At 70.5% G+C, this 14,943-nt stretch carries 15 protein-coding genes; 5 read left to right on the top strand and 10 right to left on the bottom strand.

The genetic code is table 11. The annotated features are described in order from the left end of the window. Window positions 1–67: 67 nt before the first annotated feature. A complete protein-coding gene (locus tag ABD932_RS09910; protein ID WP_345010796.1) occupies window positions 68–1,045 on the bottom strand; it encodes an aldose epimerase family protein in 978 nt (325 codons plus the stop codon). A gap of 10 nt (window positions 1,046–1,055) precedes the next feature. Continuing rightward, on the bottom strand, window positions 1,056–1,949 hold the full coding sequence (locus ABD932_RS09905) for an SGNH/GDSL hydrolase family protein (protein ID WP_345010795.1): 894 nt from the start codon (window positions 1,947–1,949) through the stop codon (window positions 1,056–1,058). A gap of 269 nt (window positions 1,950–2,218) precedes the next feature. Between ABD932_RS09905 and ABD932_RS09900 the strand changes: the two genes are divergently transcribed. Next, window positions 2,219–2,713 (top strand): DUF3145 domain-containing protein, encoded by a 495-nt coding sequence (locus ABD932_RS09900; RefSeq protein ID WP_126391931.1) that lies wholly within the window; start codon window positions 2,219–2,221, stop codon window positions 2,711–2,713. 178 nt (window positions 2,714–2,891) lie between these two features. Here ABD932_RS09900 and fabF read toward each other — a convergent pair whose 3' ends face one another. From fabF to ABD932_RS09875, 5 genes are all read right to left on the bottom strand, one after another. Continuing rightward, window positions 2,892–4,163 carry a beta-ketoacyl-ACP synthase II gene (gene fabF / locus ABD932_RS09895; protein WP_345010792.1) on the bottom strand — a complete coding sequence of 424 codons (1,272 nt, stop codon included), beginning with the start codon at window positions 4,161–4,163 and terminating at the stop codon, window positions 2,892–2,894. A gap of 85 nt (window positions 4,164–4,248) precedes the next feature. Further along, window positions 4,249–4,497 (bottom strand): acyl carrier protein, encoded by a 249-nt coding sequence (locus ABD932_RS09890; protein ID WP_004001566.1) that lies wholly within the window; start codon window positions 4,495–4,497, stop codon window positions 4,249–4,251. Window positions 4,498–4,599: 102 nt separating this feature from the next. Continuing rightward, on the bottom strand, window positions 4,600–5,631 hold the full coding sequence (locus ABD932_RS09885; protein ID WP_345010774.1) for a ketoacyl-ACP synthase III: 1,032 nt from the start codon (window positions 5,629–5,631) through the stop codon (window positions 4,600–4,602). Window positions 5,632–5,646: 15 nt separating this feature from the next. Beyond that, window positions 5,647–6,576 carry an ACP S-malonyltransferase gene (locus tag ABD932_RS09880; RefSeq protein ID WP_345010772.1) on the bottom strand — a complete coding sequence of 310 codons (930 nt, stop codon included), beginning with the start codon at window positions 6,574–6,576 and terminating at the stop codon, window positions 5,647–5,649. An 89-nt stretch (window positions 6,577–6,665) separates the two neighbouring features. Further along, the gene (locus ABD932_RS09875; protein WP_345010770.1) at window positions 6,666–7,871 is read right to left on the bottom strand and encodes a PucR family transcriptional regulator; all 1,206 of its coding nucleotides are present in this window, start codon (window positions 7,869–7,871) and stop codon (window positions 6,666–6,668) included. A 109-nt stretch (window positions 7,872–7,980) separates the two neighbouring features. On the opposite strand from ABD932_RS09875, the gene ABD932_RS09870 reads away from it, so the two are divergent. Then, window positions 7,981–8,634: a pirin family protein gene (locus ABD932_RS09870; RefSeq protein WP_345011478.1), complete on the top strand. Its 654-nt coding sequence runs from the start codon at window positions 7,981–7,983 to the stop codon at window positions 8,632–8,634. Between the two features lie 84 nt (window positions 8,635–8,718). Further along, the gene (locus ABD932_RS09865; protein WP_345010768.1) at window positions 8,719–10,977 is read left to right on the top strand and encodes an MMPL family transporter; all 2,259 of its coding nucleotides are present in this window, start codon (window positions 8,719–8,721) and stop codon (window positions 10,975–10,977) included. On the opposite strand, the gene ABD932_RS09860 is transcribed toward ABD932_RS09865, so the two are convergent. Together ABD932_RS09860 and ABD932_RS09855 are read right to left on the bottom strand one after the other, a co-directional pair. Then, the gene (locus tag ABD932_RS09860; RefSeq protein WP_345010766.1) at window positions 10,949–11,773 is read right to left on the bottom strand and encodes a serine hydrolase domain-containing protein; all 825 of its coding nucleotides are present in this window, start codon (window positions 11,771–11,773) and stop codon (window positions 10,949–10,951) included. The two genes, ABD932_RS09865 and ABD932_RS09860, sit on opposite strands and share 29 nt — an antisense overlap. A 19-nt stretch (window positions 11,774–11,792) precedes the next feature. Then, complete coding sequence (locus ABD932_RS09855; protein WP_345010764.1) at window positions 11,793–12,263, bottom strand: GNAT family N-acetyltransferase; 471 nt, start codon at window positions 12,261–12,263, stop codon at window positions 11,793–11,795. 97 nt (window positions 12,264–12,360) lie between these two features. On the opposite strand from ABD932_RS09855, the gene ABD932_RS09850 reads away from it, so the two are divergent. Beyond that, window positions 12,361–12,870, top strand: a complete 510-nt coding sequence (locus ABD932_RS09850) for a MerR family transcriptional regulator (protein WP_345010762.1) — start codon at window positions 12,361–12,363, stop codon at window positions 12,868–12,870. Further along, window positions 12,867–13,883, top strand: coding sequence for an aldo/keto reductase (locus tag ABD932_RS09845; RefSeq protein WP_345010760.1), 1,017 nt, complete (start codon window positions 12,867–12,869; stop codon window positions 13,881–13,883). The genes ABD932_RS09850 and ABD932_RS09845 overlap by 4 nt, the downstream gene beginning before the upstream one ends. Before the next feature lie 137 nt (window positions 13,884–14,020). Here ABD932_RS09845 and ABD932_RS09840 read toward each other — a convergent pair whose 3' ends face one another. Next, entirely contained in the window at window positions 14,021–14,890 is an 870-nt protein-coding gene (locus tag ABD932_RS09840; RefSeq protein ID WP_345011477.1) for a DUF4429 domain-containing protein, read from the bottom strand. Window positions 14,891–14,943 lie beyond the last annotated feature (53 nt).

The raw sequence follows: 14,943 nt of genomic DNA, 5'->3' as shown, positions 1-14,943 counted from the left end.
CCCGGACCGGGGCTCGTGGTGTCCAGAGCCTGTGGACGCGGGCTCTCAGGGGCGCGAGTGCGGTGGATCAGCGCACCGAGAAGCCGTACACCGTCTCCGAACGGAACACCTCGCCCGGCCGCAGCACCGTGCTCGGGAACTGCGGCCGGTTCGGGGAGTCCGGGAAGTGCTGGGTCTCCAGCGCGATCCCGTCGCCCGGGGCGAACGGCTCGGTCAGATGGTCGGCGGTGTAGAGCTGGAGGCCGGGCTCGGTGGTCGCCACCGTCATGGCCCGCCCGGTCGACGGGTCGTACAGCTCGGCGACCTCCTCCGCGTTCTGAGTGACCCCCTTGTCGAGCACGAAGTTGTGGTCGTACCCGGCGCCCACCTTGCGCGCCTGGAGGAAGTCGAAGCGGGTGCCCGCGACCTCGTCCAGTGAGCCGGTCGGAATGAGATCCGCGTCGACCGGCGTGAACCGGGAGGCGGCCAGCCGCAGTTCGTGCCCGCCCGCGTTCCCCGCCCGCGGACCGGCGAGGTTGAAGTAGCCGTGGTTGGTCAGGTTCACCACGGTCGGCGCGTCCGTCACCGCCTCGTACGCGATCCGCAGCGCTCCGTCGGACGACAGGGTGTACGTCGCCGACACCTCCAGCCGCCCGGGGAAGCCCTCCTCGCCGTTCGGGCTGACCCGGCTGAGGCGCACCCCGTGCTCGACCGGTGCCACCTCCCACACCCGCTTGTCGAAGCCGCGCTCGCCGCCGTGCAGGGAGTTGGGCGGGTTGTTGGGTTCCAGCGCGTACGTCAGGCCGTCCAGCGGGAAACGGCCGCCCGCGATCCGGTTGGCGTACCGCCCGATGAGGGCGCCGAAATAGGGCCCCGGGTGGGACAGATAGCCGTCCAGGTCGGCGAAACCCAGGACCACGTTCGCCGTACGCCCGTCCCGGTCCGGCACCTCCAGCGACTGCACGATCCCGCCGTACGACAGCACCCGTACCCGCACGCCCGCGCGCTCCAGGGTCCAGCGCCGGACCTCCGAGCCGTCGGAAAGTGTGCCGAAGTGTTCGCTCATGAGCGGAACCCTAGTTCGTGACCGTCCGGTAGGCGATCTCGGCCAGCCGTGCCTGACCGTTCACACTCGGGTGGAACCAGTCCCACTGGCTCAGCTGCTGCGTACCGAAGCGGAACTCGTACACCGCACCGTCGTCGAAACGGCACCGGCGGTCCTTCGCGCAGACCTCCTCCAGCACCTTGTTGTACGCCTCGACCCGCTCCTGCACGGACTCGCGCCGCTGGTTCGCCAGTGTGGTGAGGGAGTCGGGGTCGCTCAGCATCGACGGGCAGATACCGAGCTTCCACACCTGCTTGCTCAGCGGGTTCGTCCGGCCCTGCTCCCACAGCCGCATCAGATTCGGCACGCTCGCCACGTACACCTGGGACTTCGGCAGGGCGTCCCGCAGTGTGCTCATGGCGTCCTCGAACTGGGTCCGGAAATCGGCCACCGAGGTCATCGCGTCGGCCGTGTCCCGGCAGGCGTCGTTGGCCCCCGCCATCACCGTCACCAGCTCCGGCTCGCGTGCCACCGCCCGGGCCATCTGCCCGGCCACGTCCGCCATCCGCGCCCCGGTCACCGCGTAGTTCCAGCTCCGCTGGGCCGCCTTCGTCTTCCCCAGCAGCCGTACGGCCAGGCTGTCGACCTGCGCGCTGCTGCCGGTCGCCCACGAGACCTCGGGGCAGTCCGACAGGACCGTACAGGCGTCGAAGCCGGTCGTGATGGAGTCGCCCACGGCCGCGATCGAGGCGGGGCTGCGGTCCCAGGCAGGGGTCGGCTTCGGCGACGGCCGCGCGCTCTGCGCCTCGGTGCCCGACGGGGCCGGGGAGTTGCCGCCGACGGCGTCACAGCCGGCGACGCCCAGCACGGCCCCCGCGGTCACGGTGGCGAGGACAGCGCGCGCAACGTGCCGACGCTTCCGCATCCCTGGTCCATCCCCTCGTCGGCCCCGTCATGGTTTTCCAAGTCATGCTTTCCAACCAATGACAACGCACAAGGGTTCCCACCCCGCTCATGCAACGGCTCACACCCGTACAAGCGTCCTGCCGGGTGAATGGTGGATGTTTGACGGCATCGGGAGCGACGGTACGTCACACTCCTTGCGCCGCCGCACGGTAGCCTCGCCATCAACGTGGCTGCCCGGCCACGATCGTCCGCCAGTTCGCAAGATGTCCGCTCTGCCCGGAGGTACCGGTGACGACACGGGGAGTTCTGTACGTGCACTCCGCTCCGCGCGCGCTGTGCCCGCACGTCGAGTGGGCCGTCGCCGGCGTCCTCGGCACGCGCGTCAACCTCGACTGGATCCGGCAGCCTGCCGCACCCGGCACCTGGCGCTCGGAGTTCAGCTGGCAGGGCGAGGTCGGCACGGCCTCCAAGTTGGCCTCGGCCCTGCGCGGCTGGCACCTCCTGCGCTTCGAGGTCACGGCCGAGCCCTGCCCCACCGCCGAGGGCGAGCGCTACAGCTGCACGCCCGACCTGGGCATCTTCCACGCGGTGACGGGCATCCACGGTGACATCCTGATCCCCGAGGACCGCCTGCGCGCGGCCCTGGCCCGCTCACAGGGCGGAGAGACGGACCTGGAGGCGGAGATCGCCAAGCTCCTGGGCAAGCCGTGGGACGACGAGTTGGAGCCGTTCCGGTACGCGGGAGAAGGCGCCCCGGTCCGCTGGCTTCACCAGGTCGTCTAGAGGAGCTTGGGCGGCAACGCCGGTTTTTCAGGGGCGCGGGGCTGTATCGATTTGCGGCTCCGCCGCGTGGGCGCGACCAGCCCCCACCGGCTCGCACCCGGCCGACAACAAATGACGAAACGGCGAGTGGCCCGCCCCCAACCCGGGGTACGGGCCACTCGCCGTTCACGGCAAGAAATCAGACCGTCCGGAACGCCAGCACCACGTTGTGCCCACCGAACCCGAACGAATCGTTCAGCGCGGCAATCCGGCCCTCGACGGGCAGCTTGCGCGCCTCACCGCGGACGACGTCGGCGTTCGCCTCGGCCTCCGGGTCGAGGTTCTCGACGTTGATGGTCGGCGGAGCCACCCGGTGGTACAGCGCGAGCACCGTGGCCACGGTCTCCACACCACCGGCACCACCCAGCAGGTGCCCGGTCATCGACTTCGTCGCGGACACCGCCATGTGGTCGGCGTCGTCACCGAACACCTTCCGCAGCGCCTTGAGTTCCGCGATGTCACCGGCCGGCGTCGACGTCGCGTGCGCGTTGACGTGCACGATCTCCGCCGGGTCCAGGTCGGTACGGTCCAGCAGGTTCTGCAGGGCCTGCGAGATGCCGCGGCCCTCGGGCTCGGGCTGCACGATGTCGTGGGCGTCGGCGGAGATGCCCTGCCCGACCGCCTCGGCGTACACCCGCGCCCCGCGCTTGGCGGCGTGCTCGGCGGACTCCAGGACGATCACGCCGGCGCCCTCGCCGAGGACGAAGCCGTCGCGGGCGACGTCGTAGGGACGCGAGGCGCCCTGCGGGTCGTCGTTGTTCTTGGACATCGCCATCATGTTGCCGAACGCGGCGATGGGCAGCGGATGGATCGCCGCCTCCGTGCCACCCGCGACCACGATGTCGGCACGGCCGCTACGGATCATCTCGATGGCGTAGCCGATGGCCTCGGCACCCGACGCACACGCGGAGACCGGCGTGTGCACGCCCGCCCGGGCGCCCACGGCCAGACCCACGTTGGCGGAGGGGCTGTTCGGCATCAGCATGGGGACGGTGTGCGGGGAGACGCGGCGGACGCCCTTCTCCTTGAGCACGTCGTACTGGTCGAGCAGCGTCGTCACGCCACCGATGCCGGAGGCGATGACCGCGCCGAGGCGGTCCGGGTCGACACTGCCGTCTTCGCCGGCCTTCGCCTCGAAGCCGGCGTCCTTCCATGCCTCCTGGGCGGCGATCAGCGCGAACTGCGCCGAGCGGTCCAGTCGGCGGGCCTGCGGCCGCGGGATGACCTCGGTCGGCTCCACGGCGACCGGCGCGGCGATACGGACCGCCTGCTCGGCGGCCCACTCCTGCTCCAGGGGCTTGACACCGGACTTGCCGGCGATCAGGCCCTCCCAGGTAGAGGCTGCGTCGCCACCCAGCGGTGTGGTTGCGCCGATACCGGTGACGACCACGGTGCGATTGGTCGGGCTCACGGGAATTCTTTCTCCAACGGATACGAGGATTCAGCGGCGCCACCGCCGGGTGGCGGGGCAGGCAGCCCCAGGCCTGATCGGAAGATCAGCCCTGGTGCTTGAGGATGTAGTCGGTCGCGTCGCCCACGGTCTTGAGGTTCTTGACGTCCTCGTCCGGGATCTTCACGTCGAAGCGCTCCTCGGCGGCGACGACGACCTCGACCATGGACAGCGAGTCGACGTCCAGGTCGTCGGTGAAGGACTTGTCCAGCTGGACGTCCTCAACCGGGATGCCGGCGATCTCGTTCACGATGTCGGCGAGACCGGCGACGATCTCTTCCTGAGTGGCGGCCATCTTGGCGCTCCTTCGTAGATATCTCAGAGGGTTTGGCTCCCACCGCGGAAGCGGCAGGTGGTGCGTTTCCCGTGCCGGCTCAGAAGATCCGGCACGGAGTGCCTAGGGGAGAGTAACGACCGTGGCGGCGTAAACGAGACCCGCCCCGAATCCGATGACTAGCGCGGTGTCGCCGCTCTTCGCCTCGCCGGTCGCCAGGAGCCGCTCCATCGCGAGCGGGATCGAGGCGGCCGAGGTGTTGCCGGTGGTGCGCACGTCGCGGGCGACCGTGACGTGCTCCGGCAGCTTGAGTGTCTTCACCATCGAGTCGATGATCCGCTCGTTGGCCTGGTGCGGAATGAAGACGTCCAGGTCGTCCGGGGTGATTCCGGCCGCGTCCAGCGCCTGCTGGGCGACCTTCGCCATCTCGAACACGGCCCAGCGGAACACCGCCTGGCCCTCCTGCGTGATCGCAGGGAACTTGACGTTGCCCTCGCTGTCGAGCGGGAGCTTGTCGAGGTCACCGACGCGGTACTCGTTCCACGGCACCGTCTGCTTGATCGTCTCGGACTTGTCGCCCTCGGAGCCCCACACGGTCGGGCCGATGTGCGGCTCCTGGGAGGGGCCGACCACGACCGCGCCGGCGCCGTCGCCGAACAGGAAGGCCGTCGCCCGGTCCTCCAGGTCGGTGAGGTCGGAGAGCCGCTCCACGCCGATGACGAGGACGTACTCGGCGGAGCCCTCGACGATCATGCCCTTGGCGAGGGTGAGGCCGTAGCCGAAGCCCGCGCAGCCGGCCGAGATGTCGAAGGCGGCGGCCTTGTTGGTACCGAGCTTGTCGGCGATCTCGGTCGCGACGGCCGGGGTCTGCCGGAAGTTCGACACGGTCGAGACGATCACGCCGCCGATCTGCTCGGCGGAGATCCCGGCGTCGGCGATCGCCTTGCCGGACGCCTCGATCGACATCGCGGCGACGGTCTCCTCGTCGTTCGCCCAGTGCCGCGTCTCGATGCCCGAGCGCGAACGGATCCACTCGTCGGACGAGTCGATCTTCTCCAGGATCACCTCGTTGGGCACCACCCGGGTCGGACGGTAACCGCCGACCCCGAGGATGCGCGCGTACGGGGCGCCCTTGCTGGGCTTCAGCTTCGCCATGCTCCGGGCTCCTTGTCAGGCGTGCTCTGCGATGAGCTCGCGAGCAGCGTCCAGGTCGTCGGGGGTCTTGAGCGCCAGGGTCTTCACACCGGGCAGCGCGCGCTTGGCCAGACCGGTCAGCGTGCCGCCCGGGCACACCTCGATCAGGGCCGTGACGCCGAGCTCCTTGAAGGTCTCCATGCACAGGTCCCAGCGGACCGGGTTGGCGACCTGCCCGACGAGGCGCTCCAGCACCTCGGCGCCGGTGGCGACCGCGCGGCCATCCTTGTTGGAGACGTAGGTGAGCTTCGGATCGCCCGGGACGAGCTCCTTGGCGGCCTCGGCCAGCTTCTCGACCGCGGGGCCCATGTGGTGCGTGTGGAACGCGCCGGCGACCTTCAGCGGGACGACCTTGCGCACGCCCTCGGGCTTGTCCTCGTTCAGCGCGGCGAGCTGCTCCATCGTGCCCGCGGCGACGATCTGGCCGGCGCCGTTGATGTTCGCCGGGGTCAGGCCGAGCTTCTCCAGGTGCGCGACGCTCACCTCGGGGTCGCCGCCGAGCAGCGCCGACATCCCGGTCTCGGTGATCGCGGCGGCCTCGGCCATGGCCAGGCCACGGGCGCGCACCAGCCGGACGGTCTCCTCGTCGGAGAGCACCCCGGCGAGCGCGGCGGCGGTCAGCTCGCCGACGCTGTGCCCGGCGATGGCGCCGAGCTTCCGCGGCAGTTCCGCGGGGTCGTCGAAGAGCGTGGACGCCGAGGCCAGTCCGGCGGCCACCAGCAGCGGCTGCGCCACCGCGGTGTCGCGGATCTCCTCCGCGTCGCCCTCGGTGCCGTAACGGACGAGGTCGAGCTGCACGGCGTCGGACCACGCCTCAAGGGCACCGCGGACACCGGGCAGTTCGAGCCAGGGGGTCAGGAAGCCGGGCGTCTGGGCGCCCTGGCCGGGAGCGACGAGTACGAGCACTCTCACACTCTCTCTTGGGGACGGCCGACGCCGCCCGTGGGGACAAGGACGAAGAACACGAGGGGGTTTTGTGGGCCCCCGACAAAAGCCTAGAGCTGGAGATCGCCGTCGACCAGACGCCCCAGGATCAGCGCGATCCGCAGAGTGAACGCGGAGCGTACATCGGACGGCGACCAACCGGTGACGTCAGTCACACGTCGAAGCCGGTAGCGCACGGTGTTGGGATGCACGAAGAGCATCCGTGCCGCGCCCTCCAGACTGCTCGCCTGCTCGAGATAGACCGAGAGCGTCTCCAGAAGGGCCGACCCGGCCTCCTCCAGCGGTCTGTAGATCTCCTCCACCAACTGCTCGCGCGCGCTCGGATCACCCGCGATGGCGCGTTCCGGAAGCAGGTCGTCCGCGAGCACCGGCCGCGGGGCGTCCTGCCAGGCGGAACACGCCTTCAGCCCGGCTGCGGCGGCCTGCGCGGACCGCGTGGCGGCCAGCAGATCCGGTACGACCGGCCCCGCCACGACCGGCCCGGCGGCATACGGCCCGATCAGCGACTTCGCGACCGCGATCGGATTGTCGCTGCCGCCCGCGATGACGACGAGCCGGTCCCCGAGCACCCCGGTGAGCACCTGCAGCTTGGCGTGCCGGGCGGCCCGCCGGATGGCCTCGACGGTCAGCTCGCTGTCCCCGTCGGGCGCGGTCCCGAGCACCACGCACACATGCTCGGGCGAGTTCCACCCGAGCGCGGCGGCCCGCGACACGGCCCCCTCGTCGGCCTCGCCGCTGAGCACGGCGTTCACGACGAGCGACTCGAGGCGTGCGTCCCAGGCACCGCGTGCCTCGGCGGCCTGGGCGTAGACCTGGGCGGTCGCGAAGGCGATCTCCCGGGCGTACACGAGCAGCGCCTCCCGCAGCACGCTCTCGTCGCCGGGCGCCGCCACCTCGTCGATGGCCGACTCCATGACCTCGATGGTCGTGCGCACCATCTCGACGGTCTGCCGCAGGGTGATGGCCCGGGTCAGCTCGCGCGGAGCGGTCCCGAAGACGTCGGTGGAGATGGCCTGCGGCGCGTCCGGATGCCGGAACCACTCGGTGAAGGCTGCGATACCGGCCTGGGCGACGAGACCGATCCAGGAACGGTTCTCCGGGGGCATGGCCCGGTACCACGGCAGTGTCTCGTCCATCCGCGCGATGGCCTGCGCGGCGAGAGAACCGGCTGACTTCTCAAGCCGCTTCAGGGTCGCGGAGTGCGCGTGGACGTCGTGCACGGAGGCTGGGGACTTACTGGGTTCGGGTTCGGGCACGGGGACAAGACTGCCTTATCCGGACGCGAGCGCGTGCCAGAGGGGTCGCGGGTGAGCTCCTCGGCAGGTCCCGGACAAGGTCCCCGATGGGTCTACGGTGGTGCCCGTGATGGACGTACGGCGCGCCGCGGAGCGCTACCCCGGAGGGGATGAGGCAGCGGGCATCGCGTCACGCCACGCCTTCTCCTTCGGCCCGCACTACGACCCGGACAACCTCCGCTTCGGCGCGATGATCGCCTGCAACGAGGAGCGGCTCGCCCCCGGCGCCGGCTTCGACGAGCACCCGCACAGCCACACCGAGATCGTCACATGGGTGGTCGAGGGCGAACTGACCCACCGCGACTCCACGGGCCACGAGACCCGGGTCGGCCCCGGCGACGTCCAGCGGCTGAGCTCGGCGGGCGGCGTACGGCACGTGGAACGCAACGACGCCGACACGCCCCTGACCTTCCTCCAGACCTGGCTGGCGCCGCTGACGCCGGGCGGCGACCCGGCGTACGAGATCGTCCACGGCATCGCGGACTCGACGCCGTACGCCGTCCCGGAGGCGGGCGCGATGCTCCACGTACGGCGGCTGGGGCCGGGGGAGCGGACCGCGGTGCCGGACGGGGCGTTCGTGTACGTGCATGTCGTGCGTGGTGAAGTGCGCCTGGACGGCGAGGAGTTGGCGGCCGGCGACGCGGTGCGCATCACGGACGCCGAGGACGTGGAGGCGGTGGGGGTGAGCGCGGCGGAGCTGCTGATCTGGGAGATGGCCAGGTAGGCGTGGGGGCTGAGATGCCGGAGTGGTGCAAGTGGCGTCCAATGGAGGTGACCGACACTCGCTCGGCAGAGAAGAGCCGAGGCCATGGCCCACGGCAAAGCCACAGGGGGACCGGGTAAGGCCCGGAAGGGGGGACTGCGACGACTCGGCGAGTGGTGCGCCCACCACTTCGTGATCGTGATCATCGCCTGGCTGGTGGCCCTGGGCGCGCTCCAGACGCTGAACCATCTGCACGGCGGGGAGTACTCCGACGACTTCGCCCTGTCCGACGTGCAGTCCCAGGAGGGCCTGGACGTCCTGAAGCAGCACGATCCGCAGGCCGGGGGATACAGCAGCCAGATCGTCATGCACGACGACGACAAGGCGCTGACCTCGCTCGGCTCGCAGATGTCGACCACCGTCGCCGACCTGCAGAAACTGCCGCACGTCCTGTCCGTGCAGAACCCGCTGGACGCCACCTCCTCCAAGGTCGGCCCGGTGTCCTCCGACGGGAGGACCGCCTACATCACCATCCGCTTCGACGAGCAGCCCTCCCTCCTCGGCGACGGCTACCTCGACGGAGTCGACGAGGCCGTACAGCCGCTGAGGTCCGCCGGCGCCGACGTCGAGTACGGCGGGTCGCTCGGCGAGCTGGCCCGGCCCGAGGCCGACGACCGGGTGAGCGAGCTGATCGGGTTCGCGGTCGCCATCGTGGTCCTGCTGATCGGCTTCGGCAGTGTGATCGCCGCCGTATTGCCACTGGTCACCGCGCTGATCGGGGTGGTCGGCGGCCTGGCCTGCCTGGGGCTGCTCGCCACCGCGTTCACCTTCGCCACGGTCTCGCCCACCCTCGCCACGATGATCGGCCTCGGCGTCGGCATCGACTACGCGCTGTTCCTGATCACCCGGCACCGGCAGGGCCTCCTGGACGGCGCGGACCCGGTGCGCGCCGCCGGCCACGCCGCCGCCACCAGCGGACGCGCCGTTCTCGTGTCCGGTACGACGGTGATCGTCGCCCTCATGGGCCTGTGGGTGTCCGGCGTGAGCTTCATCGGCAAACTCGGCGTCGCCGCGGCCGTCACGGTCGTCTCGGCCGTCCTGGGCGCCCTCACCCTGGTCCCCGCCATGCTGGGGCTGATCGGCCGCCATATCGACCGCTACCACCTGCGCCGCCCCATCGCCGAGACCGACGCCGAACCGGGCGCCGAGGTCACGGGCACCTGGCACCGCTACGCCCAGCGCGTGGAGCGCCATCCGCTGCGCTACCTGACCGCGGGTGTCGTCACGGTCGCGGTGCTGGCCATCCCCCTCTTCTCGATCCAACTCGGCCACATCGGCGACGGCGCGGACCCCACGTCCTTCACCGACCGGCGGGCCTACGACCTGATGACCGACGCGTTCGGCCCCGGCTCCAACGGCCCGCTCACCATCGTCATCGACCAGACCTCCGTACCGGACTCACAGCGCTCCGACCTCGCCTCGAAGGCCCAGCAGGCCCTGAACGACGAGTCCGGGACGTCCTTCGTCACGCCGCTCACGCCCACGCAGGACGGGGACGTCCTGGTCGGCACCGTCTACTCCGCCGAGTCCCCGCAGAACGCGGACACCACCGACCTCACCAACCGGCTCGTCGACGACACCCTGCCCGGGGCGGTCTCCGGCACCGACGCCAAGGGCTATGTCACCGGCACCACGGCCGCGCAGGTCGACTTCCGCGACATCGTCGCGAGCCGGCTGCCCCTGATCATCTGCGTCGTCGTCGCCCTGGCCTTCCTGATCATCCTCGCGGTCTTCCGCGGCCTGCTCGTGGCCGTCAAGGCGGCCGTCCTCAACGTCCTGTCGATCGCGGCCTCGTACGGCGTCGTCGTCGCCGTCTTCCAGTGGGGCTGGGGCGGGCCCGCGCTGGGCGTCAACGGCAAGGTGCCCATCGAGAGCTATGTGCCGATGATGATGTTCGCCATCATCTTCGGGCTGAGCATGGACTACGAGATCTTCCTGCTCTCCCGTGTGCACGAGGCGTGGCTGCGCACCGGGGATGCCAAGGCGTCGGTCGCGCACGCCCTGGAGATCACCGCGCGCGTGATCACCTGCGCGGCACTGATCATGGTGAGCGTCTTCGCGGCCTTCATCGTCAGCGACAACATCGTGGTCAAGATGCTGGGCCTGGGCCTCGCCGTCAGCGTGCTCATCGACGCCACGGTGGTCCGTCTGCTCATGGTGCCCGCGGTGATGACGCTGCTGGGCCGGCACGCCTGGTGGACGCCCCGGTGGCTGGACAAGGTCCTGCCGCACATCGACACCGAGGGAGAGGGCGACTCCCTCGCCGCCGACCCCGCTACAGCCCGGCGCGCACCGCGTCCGTGAACGCCGGCCACGCCTCGACCGCCCAGGGCCCGAACGCCCGGTCCGTCAGCGCGACGCAGGCCGCCCGCGCGTCCGGGTCGATCCACAGGAACGTACCCGACTGCCCGAAGTGCCCGAACGTGCGCGGCGAGGACGAAGAGCCCGTCCAGTGCGGCGACTTGCCGTTGCGGATCTCGAAGCCGAGCCCCCAGTCGTTCGGGTTCTGGTGCCCGTACCCCGGCAGCACACCCTTCGTCCCCGGGTACTGCACGGTCATCGCCTCGGCGACCGTCCGCGGGTCCAGCAGCCGCGGCGCCTGCACCTCCGCCGCGAACCGCAGCAGATCCTCGACCGTCGACACCCCGTCCTTCGCCGGGGAGCCCTCCAGGGACGTGGCCGTCATGCCCAGCGGCTCCAGCACCGCCTGCCGCAGATACTCGGCGAACGGGATGTCCGTCGCCTTCGCGACATGGTCCCCGAGCTGCTCGAACCCGGCGTTGGAGTACAGCCGCCGCTCCCCGGGCGGGGCCGTCACCCGGTGCTCGTCGAAGGCCAGCCCCGAGGTGTGCGCGAGCAGATGCCGCACCGTCGACCCCTGCGGCCCGGCCGGCTCGTCGAGCTCGACCGCGCCCTCCTCGTAGGCGACGAGCACGGCGTAGGCGGCCAGCGGCTTGGTGACCGAGGCGAGGGGGAAGCGGTGCCCTACCGGGCCGTGGGTGCCGAGGACCGTGCCGTCGGCCCGTACGACACCCGCGGCGGCGGTGGGAACGGGCCAGTTCTCGATCAGTGCGAGGCTCTGCGTGGGCTGCAAGGACATGCTGACGAGCCTAAGCCGCTCAGAGCCTCAGAATCATCGTGGGGTCCGGCTTGGGGACGAAGCCGAGGGAGGCGTAGAGCGGCTCGGCCTCCGGGGACGCGGTGAGCATGACCTGCCCGGCGCCCCGCTCGCGGAACCACACCAGCAACTCGTCCATGCACGCGCGCGCGTACCCGCGACGCCGGGCGTGCGGATCGGTGGCGACGCTGAAGACGTAGCCCGCCAGCCCGCGCGGATTGCCCGCCTTCCCGATCCGGTAGTCGACCGTCCCGACCACCAGGGAGGCCAACGCCTCCGGCCGGTCCGGATGGTCGACGACGAACGCGGCGAAATCCCCGTCCGCCTCGCCCAGCCGCTCCCTCAACGACGGCAGGGACTCCGTGTGCCACTCCGTGGAACTGTCCCCACCGGGCAACGTGTCGATCATCACCTGGCGCAGACGCAGCACTTCCTCCGCGTCCTTCGCCGTGGCACGACGTACGAGACTCATGCCCCGCACGCTAACCACGGCGATCACGCCATGTCCCGTGCTTTTCTTACCGTTTCCGCTTGCTTGGAGCGCACTCCAAGGCCATAGCGTGGAGCGCATGACGGTGATGGAGACCACGAGTACCAGGACCGACAGCTGCGCCGCCCCGCCGCACCCGCACCGGCGGCCGGAAGGCCAGGACAGCTACACGATCAGCGAGGTCGTCGCCTTCACCGGGCTGACGGCCCACACCCTGCGCTGGTACGAGCGGATCGGCCTCATGCCGCACATCGGCCGCTCGCACACCGGCCAGCGCCGCTACAGCAACCGGGACCTGGACTGGCTCGACCTCGTCGGCAAGCTGCGGCTGACCGGCATGCCGGTCGCCGACATGGTCCGGTACGCCGAGCTGGTGCGCGAGGGCGACCACACCTTCGGCGAGCGTTTCGAACTGCTGGAGACGACCCGCCGCGACGTCCTCGCCCGGATCGCCGAACTGCAGGACACGCTCGCCGTACTCGACCGGAAGATCAGTTTCTACGCGGACGCGGGGCGCCTGTACGAGCAGGACAAGACGTACCAGCAGGACAAGACGTACGAGCAGGAGAAGACGGAGAAGGCAGGATGACGGACAGCAGCACGATCGCGACGGCACGACTCGGCGCGGAGGGCCCCGAGGTGGGTGTCCAGGGCCTCGGCTGCATGGGCATGAGCTTCGCGTACGGCCCCACGGACGCGGACGAGTCCAGGGCGACCCTGGAGCGCGCACTGGAGCTCGGTGTCACCCTCTACGACACGGCGGACGCGTACGGCGCGGGCGAGAACGAGAAGTTCCTGTCCCCCTTCTTCAAGGCGCACCGCGACGAGGTCGTCATCGCGACCAAGTTCGCCCTGTCGATCCCGCCGGACGACCCCACGCGCCGCGTCATCCGCAACGACGCGCCGTACATCCGCCAGGCCGTCGAGGCGAGCCTGCGCCGCCTGGACGTCGACGTGATCGACCTCTACTACATGCACCGCCGGGACGTGAACGTCCCCATAGAGGAGACCGTCGGCACGATGGCCGACCTGGTCCGCGAGGGCAAGGTCAAGCACCTTGGCCTGAGCGAGGTGACGGCGGACGAGCTGCGCGCCGCGCACGCGGTCCATCCCGTCGCGGCCGTGCAGTCCGAGTGGTCCCTGTTCAGCCGGGACATCGAGCCGAAGGTCGTGCCGACGGCCCGTGACCTGGGCGTGACCCTGGTCCCGTACTCCCCGCTGGGCCGTGGCTTCCTGACGGGTTCCTTCGCCAAGGCCGAGGACCTGACGGCCGACGACTTCCGCCGCCAACAGCCCCGCTTCACGGGCGAGAACGCCGCGGCGAACGCCGCCCTGCTGGACCCGATCCGCACGGTCGCCGAGTCCCACGGAGCCTCCCTGGGGCAGATCGCCCTGGCGTGGGTCCAGCAGCAGGCAGCTGTGCACGGACTCCCGATCGTCCCGATCCCGGGCACGCGCAAGCCGACGCGGGTGGAGGAGAACGTGGGGGCGACGCGGATCGTACTGAGCGAGGACGACTTGGCCCTGCTGGAGCCGATCGCGGCGAAGGTGACGGGCGACAGGTACGCGGACATGTCCTTCGCGTCGGCGGGCAGGGAGTAAATCGGCGGGCAGGGAGTAAAACGGCCCCGGCTTCTGGGCGCCGGGAGCTGCAACGCCTTCAGGGGCGCGGGGAACTGCGCGACAAGCCACAACGGGCCCGCAGCCGACCGACAACCGAACTCGGCAGACGCTTGGTCCTACAACTCCGCCAACAACTCGGCCTTCTTCACCGAGAACTCCTCATCCGTCACCAGCCCCGCCTGATGCAGCTCCCCCAGGTGACGAATCCGTTCGGCGATGTCGGCAGGATCCCGCCGCGGCGCAGCCGCAGCCGGGACAGCCGCCGGCGTCGCCGAGCGCTCCCGAACCGCCGCCAGCACAGCCGCCGCGAACGGCAAGGACTCATGCACCGGCCCGTACCCGAGCCCGAACACCACAGCCGCCGGATCCTGATCCGCCTGCGCCGGCTGCGCATCGCCGTCCGCGTCCCGCCGCAACAGCCGTAGATGCCCCTCGAACACCTCAGGCGACCGCCACTCGACCCCACTCAGCTCGGCCACCGGAAAACTCTGGTCCCCGGCCTTCCACTTCGCCGAGGACGCCCCCGTCCAGAACCACCGGAACCGAACGACGCTCCCGTCGAAGGACGCCTTCGCGTCATACGCCTTGAACTGCAACGGCACATCGGGCGCGGCAACGAGGAACTCCTCCGCCGGCCCGGTCTCCGTCAGCTGCGCGCGCAACTCGTCGGCGTAGTACTCGGCGAGAGCGTCCCGCTCGGCCGGCAGCACCAGCCGGTACGGATCGCCTCCGTCCTTCAACTGCCCCGCCGCTGCCTCCAGCAACGGGTCGGCACCGGGACGCGGCTCGATGCGCAGCACCACCGTCCCGCGCTTCCCCGGCGTCAGCGTCACCCCGGCGATCGCCTCAAGAGGCACGCGCCGCTCGCCCAGCGCCTGAAAGAGCTTAGGAGTTCGAATCCCCCGTTCGTAACGGATGAGCACGGAGTCGGACTCGAACTCCCAGGCGGCATGAAATCCGGCCAGTACGTCACCCATGCGGCTCATCGTATGCGGCACGTGCTCCTCCGTCGCCACCCCGCGCAGACCGCAATTCCTGC

The sequence above is a fragment of the Streptomyces shaanxiensis genome (assembly GCF_039537145.1).
Classification (GTDB): domain Bacteria; phylum Actinomycetota; class Actinomycetes; order Streptomycetales; family Streptomycetaceae; genus Streptomyces; species Streptomyces shaanxiensis.
This window is presented reverse-complemented; position numbering and strand designations above follow the sequence as displayed.